Source organism: Desulfovibrio sp. (assembly GCF_035644575.1).
GTDB lineage: Bacteria > Desulfobacterota > Desulfovibrionia > Desulfovibrionales > Desulfovibrionaceae > Desulfovibrio.
This window is the reverse complement of the sequence record NZ_DASQOG010000203.1, coordinates 1-6,457: the sequence shown is the minus strand read 5'-3', so window position 1 is coordinate 6,457 and position 6,457 is coordinate 1. Positions and strand designations below refer to the sequence as shown.

Below are 6,457 nucleotides of genomic sequence, written 5' to 3'. Positions count from 1 at the left end.
CTGGGAAAGCGCCCGGATGATCTTGCTGTGCAGCAGGTCGGCCTCTTCTTCCAGAAAGGCGATTTCCTTGTGCACGTGATCCATGTTGGAAACGTCTTCCAGCATGTTTACCAGCAGGGCGGACATGCGGCGCAGCAGATCGTTCTGCTCGTTGAGCATGGCAAAAAACGGAGCGGATTTGGGCAGTAGAGCAGGAAACATCCTTTCTCCTTGAACTGGTTGCAAGCGCGGAGCGCCACGAATGGTAGCTGCTTGCGCAGGCTTTACCCGAGCATGCAGCTTCCGGGGGCGAGCAGTGCATCACTTCGCCAACCCGTTTGACCCCTTCCGTTTATACCGGGCAGAACTTTGTGCCAAGAGAAAACAGGGCGTCAAATTAAACTTTTCAATGCACAAAAAAGAACTCAAATCATCGCGGTATGTTATGAGGCCACTTTTTTGCGCATTCCCGCAGCTGACGCGACTTTTTGCGGGAAAACCACTCATTAGATTGAGTGCACAATCTATAATCCAGACGGACTCATCGTGCAACGATTTGCTGTGTGCTGAGGACGCCAACGTAACCTGCGGGAGAGTTTAATCGGCAGATGTCAGCCATTCCAAAACTTGTCGGCCAACAGCTTTTGGCAAAAAAGACCAGGGCGGCGGCATGATGCAGTTTGCCCCCGGCAGCAGCAGGCCTCCGTGGTGCAGATAGAACGTGCCGTGGGATGTTTGAGCTTCAGCTTCGGGATCTTTGTCTGCGTAGAGGGGATCGTTCCACAGGGGGTGCCCCACAGCGGCGGCATGCGCTCGGATTTGGTGGCGTGCGCCACGTCGGATGCGGCACCCGACCAGCGTCAGCCCAACACGGTGAAATTGGGAATCTTTTGTGAGGGCGAGTTGCGGCAGGTCGTCCCCTTCAAAATAATGCAGGGGCGTAAAATTGGTCCAGCGCGTGCAGCCGGCATCGCGGTCAAGCACGCGGCTTTTGCTGCGCTTGTCCGTGCGCAGGGCAAAAGTCACGGTAAAATTTTCTTCCAGCCGCCCGGCCAGGAGGGCAATATAACGCTTTTCACAGCGTCCAGCCGCCTCGGCCTGCCGAAAAGCCTGGGCCGCCTGCGGGGAAAGCGCCGCACACACAATGCCCGAAGTGCCGTAATCAAGGCGCTGCATCAACTGAGGGGGCACAGCCTCCGCACTCATATCCGCACCATCTTGGGGGTCTGCCTCAGCGCAAGTGCAGCCCTGCTCTGCCAGCAACTGCGGCAGCATGCCCTCCAGGCTGGGCATGTTGCCGCCTGTCAAAGCGGCTGTGTGCAGGCCCACGGGCTTGTAAAAAAAGCAGAATTCGCCCTGCCGTTCCAAAAGCCTGGGCAAAGCTTCAAAATTGGTATCTGCGGGGTATGCGGCAGTATCGGCCTCGGCAACAACTGCGTTCTGGGTCTGCTGGTCAGCGGTCGGCGCATCTGCCAGCGAAACCACATCGCCTTTGCGCAAGCGTTGCGCTGCCTTGCAGGGGCGCCCATTGACGAGCACCTGCCCACTTTCAATGCTGCGCTTGCGTCCCCGCAGGCCCATCTGCGGCAGCAGCAAGGTCAGGGCGTAGTCCAGCCTCTGACCGACCATGTCGGCACCAGAGGCTTCAAACTGTTTTGCAGTCTCTTGCTGCGCCTCGGCGCAAGATGCGGGAGAAGTTTCATTACTCACAGGGTCACCGAACTGCCGGGAACAAGCTCCAGCAGCGCTTTGGCGGTTAATTCCGGCACATGGCGCTGCGGATCATCTTCGCAGACCATGTGTTTTTCCACCAGCCGCACACCCAGTTGGGCGAGGGCGTCACGTTCGCCAGCATCTAGCCCGCCTTCATAGCGACCATTGCGGGCATCAACCAGCACGGTCTGCAACAGGGCCTCGGTGGGGGCGTCGGGGGCGTCTTCGCGCAGATGTCGCAAAATCATGGCTGTCTGCCCCGCCACGGTCAGGCCGTGCAGCTCGGCGTCTGTTCCGGTATTGGGAATAAAAATTTTCGGGCACTGAACGGCTGCCACGGCGCGGCCTACATTCTGGGGCAACAAGTTGGCTAGCACGCTGGTGTAAAAACTGCCCATGGGGTAGCAGATGGCCGCCGCCGAGCGCAGATAGGCTACCGAGGCCGGGGCAAGAGGCGGGCGGCAAGGGGTTTGCAGTTTTTCTGCCTGCTCGGCTCCCCGGTCTGGTTCGTGCACGGTGAGGAACAGCCTCCGCACAGCCCCGCTGAGATTTTTAAAGCGGTGCTGGCCCACCACAAGAGATCCGTCTTCCAGCTCCGCCGCCAGATGCAGGCTTTCGCTCACAATGGGCAGCACTACGCCGCGCGTTTGCAATAAGCGGCTGAGAAAGGCCATGACCGGGCCAAACACCCGCTTGTGGTGCAGGTAGCCTCCGGCCAGGATCAGATTGCCCAGGCAGGCGCGGAAGGGGTCGAAATCTTCGGGCATGCGTTGCAGAAAAAAATTGAGATGCAGGCGCAAGGCATCTGCAAACAGCGGCGGCATTGCCGCCCATGCGGGGTGCTCCCCGCTGCCCATGGCGCGCAACTGTTGGCGCAGTTCCTGCGGATCGTTGCATTCCACCGACTGTTCCGGCAGCCTGCTGGCGCAGAATTCCATTACCGGGGCGGGCACAACAGCGCTGTCGGCCAGGGCCAGCAAACGGTTGCGGATGTCGCCCACGGCAGGCATGGCAAAGCTGCGGCGCAGGGCCGCAGAACTGCCGCCGGAATCAAAGGGCGTGACGAGATGAACGGAATTGTGGGTGTAGTGGATCAGTTCACGGCTCAGATCGCGCAGAGCCGTGCCGCCCGTAAAGAAAACCAGTCTGGGGCCAAGAGGCGGAAAACAGAACAGCGAAGCGCTTTCGCTCACACGGCGCTCCCGGCTGCCAGGGCATCGTTACACGGTACGTCCTCGCAAACGCTGCGACAGGAGGGGATAAGCCCCATTTCGCACATGCGCAAAAAAATCAGCCGCCCGATCCATGCATCAGTGGCGGCGTAGGCAATCTGACGCGGGGTCAGTTCCATGAGGCTCCAGTTTGAACACTGGGAACCTTTGGAAATACGCCAGCCAAAAAAATTGGCCGCAAGCGTGCGCAAACCCTGACTGGGCAATTTGTGCGCGCGGGCCACACCGCCAAGATCCACCAGCCCCGCTGGCTCAAAGTCGTGCAGACGGGCAAGATCACGCATATCGTCGCGGATGCCCACACCAGCCTTGACCTGATCGGGATTTGCCAGAACTTCGACCACATGCGGCCCGAACGGCAAAAAGGCCAACTGCACCAGATACACGGCATTGGCCGTGGCAAGCTGGATCAATGCCGGAAAATTGCGGCGCCCCTTGCGAAAGGAAGGCCGTGTTTCCGTATCAAATCCGAGCAGGTCTGCGGATCGCAGATCCGGCAGCGCGTTTTTCCAGTCCTCAAGTGTGCGAATAACCTGCACAGGCCCCTCGTAATGAAAAAGGGGCATGTCGTTGATTTCTTCGCAACTCAGCCTGCGGCGCAAGACGTCCATATCCATAGGTTACTTACCAATGCAGAATTGGGCAAATATGCTGTTAAGCACTTCTGCCGGGCTTGAAAGCCCGGTCACTTCCCCCAGATGAGCGGCGGCCATATCAAGTCTAACCGCGCAACAATCGTAAGGCTGGCCTGCCACAACATCAGCACGCAGCCCTTCAAGTTCTTTCAAAGCCTTTTCCAGCGCCATGGATTGCCTTGCGTTGGGCGCAAGGCCGTCTTCCGGCGCGGCATCCGAACTGCCCCCAAGCAGCACAGATCGCAACATGGTTGCAAGCTCTTCGACATATGTATCGGAAAGTGCGCTCACTGCGCAACAGGTTCGCGCACCAATCCAGCGGGGAGGGAACACTTTTGGCATGCAAAGGTCACATTTGTTCCACACCACAAGCAGGGGCGTGTCGCCCACAGAGTCAAGAACTTCGCGGGCCGCAGGGTCAGGGCAGACCTCTGCCGCCGCACCTTCCTCGCCCAGCAGCCCGCCATCAAGCACAAGAACAACAAGGTCAGCCTGCGAAACTTTTTCGCGGCTGCGCGTTACACCCAGCTGCTCAACGGTTTCTTCAGCCTGCCGCAGGCCTGCTGTGTCAGTCAGGCGCACGGGCAGGCCGTCAAGATTGCAGGTTTCTTCCAGAAAATCACGTGTTGTGCCGGGTATATCGGTCACAAGGGCGCGCTCGCGCCCCAGCAGCGCATTGAGAAGGCTGGATTTGCCAGCATTCACCGCGCCAGCCAGAACCACAACGGCGCCCTGCTGCACGATATGGGCACGTCGGCTCCCGGCCAGCAGCCGCCGCACGGCCAGCATGACCCTGTCGAGTACTTCACAGAGCGCGGCTGGCTCCATGCCTTCAACTTCTTCGTCAGGAAAATCCACGGCAAGGCACATCTGGGCGCGCAGCATTTCCAGCTCTTCGCGCAGTTCGGCAGTACGCCGGCCAAGTACGCCTTCAAGGCGGTTGAGACCATAGCGCAGGGCCTCGCGCGAGGGCGCGGCAATCAGCTCTGCCACAGCTTCGGCCTGGCTCAGATCCATACGCCCGTTGACAAAGGCGCGGCGCGAAAACTCACCGCGTTCTGCCTGGCGCGCCCCGTGGCGCAGCGCGCTTTCAAGCACTGCCTGCACCAGAAAAGGACCGCCGTGGCTGTGAATCTCGGCGACGTCTTCGCCCGTGAAGGTACGCGGCCCAGGCATAAAAACAGCCAGGGCATCATCCAGCGACTCGCCGTTCCAGTCCAGCACGCGGCCCCTGTGCAAAAGCCAGGGATGAAAATTTTCCACCTGTGCTGAAAGAGGCAAGAACATACGGGCAAGAACTTTTTTGGCCCGGGGGCCGGAAAGGCGCACTATGCCAATCCCCCCGGCACCGGGAGGGGTTGCAATGGCGGCGATGGTGTCGCCACGATCTGTCTGCACTGCTGTTTCCATATCCTGCCCTATGTTTGCGCGGCTTCGCCAACGCGTGTTGCCGGAGATCTGCGCCCAGTCGGGCTGTTTCTCCGGCAACGTAACAAGCACATTCAAGACCCTGCTGGCCCCGCTTGCGGTATGAGCGCGCCACGCGCGCATCTGCCAGTGAGGCTGAAGCTAGGCGCGTTCTCCCTTTCTGCGCATGATGACCACGCGCTTCATGGGGCCGTCGCCCGTGCTGCGGGTCTGCACGTCAACGGCCTCTTGCAGGCACACATGCACAATACGCCGATGGTACGAGGAAAGCGGCCTCGTGGAGTAGGAGCGCCCGCTCTGGCGCACCTTGTCTGCAAGAGCCAGAGCCATTTCTCGCAGTTTTTCATCCTGACGGCGGCGGTATTCTCCGGCGTCAAGCTGCACCCGCACGGCTGCATTCATGCCGCGCGATACAATGCGCGATATCATGTATTGCAGGGCGGCAAGGGTCTGCCCCTCGCGACCAATCAGAAGGCCGGAGTCTTCATCGCAGTCAATGCCCACATAAACCCGGCCGCCGCCGATCTTGACGGCGATGCCCACGCCGTCCCCTGTAATGGGCCGGATGAGCTTGCGCACGGTTTCATCCACAAGGGCCTCAAGCTTTGCGGCGTCTAGCTGCTCCAGAGGAGTAACCGGCAAACCTTCGCCTGCGGCTTCAAAATCATCTTCCAGCCCCTCCACCGGCGCGTCAGGTCGCGGTGCGCGCTCCGGGCGTTGATTCTCGCGCTGGGCTGTACGGGCCTCGGCCCTGCCGTTGCCCCTGTTGTCGGAGCGGTTGTCTGAACGATTGTCAGGCCGGTTATCCGACCGGGAATCATTGCGCCGCCCACGGGCATCGCGCGCAGGGGTCTCAGCGGGATTGACCGCCTCCACGCCTTCGCCGCCTTCGGCATTTCTGCCTGCACGGTCACGGCCCCGGTCATTTCTGGAATTTCTGCCGGAAGGCTTGGCTCCATTTCTGTCAGGCTTGCCATTACGCTCGCCGCGACGGTCTAAGGGTCGGTCGGCGGGTTTTTCCAGCACATTGCCATTAATGGCGGCGTCCAGATCTTCTTCATTCTCAAAGGCGTCCAGTGACTGGGGCTTGCGGCTACGGCCACGGTTGCGCCTGTCGTCTTGCTGGTTGCGCTGGGGACGGGCCTCCTGCTGGCGGTCGCGCCCGTCGCCCCGGCCCTTTTCGGCCTGAACATCGGGAGCGTTGGGAGCATCGGAAGCCTTGGGGGCAGCCGATGCTGACGATTCAGGCGCAGCCGTAGGCGCTTGCTCCTGCCGGTTGCCGCCGTTTTTGCGCTGCTCCACTGACCCGGAGTTCTCACTCGCAGATGTGGGCTGCCCGGCAGACGGCGCAGGGGCCGAAGCCCCTTCGCCGTTCTTTCTGCCCAGAATGCTTTCCATAGTTTCGCGCAGCTGCACGCGCCTTGCCCGAACCTTGGCCTTGCGCGCCCCCACGATGCCGAATATGCCGGA

Annotated in this window: 5 protein-coding genes and 1 pseudogene; all 6 read right to left on the bottom strand. The window is 60.6% G+C overall.

Going from position 1 to position 6,457, the window contains the following annotated elements:
* A pseudogene (locus tag VEZ52_RS11225) lies at positions 1–201 on the bottom strand (DUF47 domain-containing protein); the annotation flags it as partial.
* A gap of 375 nt (positions 202–576) precedes the next feature.
* Positions 577–1,689, bottom strand: coding sequence for a pseudouridine synthase (locus VEZ52_RS11220; protein ID WP_324836888.1), 1,113 nt, complete (start codon positions 1,687–1,689; stop codon positions 577–579).
* On the bottom strand, positions 1,686–2,885 hold the full coding sequence (locus VEZ52_RS11215; RefSeq protein WP_324836887.1) for a GAK system CofD-like protein: 1,200 nt from the start codon (positions 2,883–2,885) through the stop codon (positions 1,686–1,688). Before VEZ52_RS11215 ends, VEZ52_RS11220 begins: the two co-directional genes overlap by 4 nt.
* On the bottom strand, positions 2,882–3,541 hold the full coding sequence (locus VEZ52_RS11210; RefSeq protein ID WP_324836886.1) for a 3'-5' exonuclease: 660 nt from the start codon (positions 3,539–3,541) through the stop codon (positions 2,882–2,884). Before VEZ52_RS11210 ends, VEZ52_RS11215 begins: the two co-directional genes overlap by 4 nt.
* Before the next feature lie 3 nt (positions 3,542–3,544).
* Complete coding sequence (gene mnmE / locus VEZ52_RS11205) at positions 3,545–4,969, bottom strand: tRNA uridine-5-carboxymethylaminomethyl(34) synthesis GTPase MnmE (protein ID WP_324836885.1); 1,425 nt, start codon at positions 4,967–4,969, stop codon at positions 3,545–3,547.
* A 159-nt stretch (positions 4,970–5,128) separates the two neighbouring features.
* Positions 5,129–6,457 (bottom strand): R3H domain-containing nucleic acid-binding protein (locus VEZ52_RS11200; RefSeq protein ID WP_324836884.1); only part of this gene is annotated, 1,329 nt, incomplete at its 5' end.

Coding starts and splice junctions, on each gene's coding strand:
- VEZ52_RS11210 (WP_324836886.1), bottom strand. CDS start 3,541: ATGGATATGGACGTCTTGCGCCGCAGGCTGAGTTGCGAAGAAATCAAC.
- mnmE (WP_324836885.1), bottom strand. CDS start 4,969: ATGGAAACAGCAGTGCAGACAGATCGTGGCGACACCATCGCCGCCATT.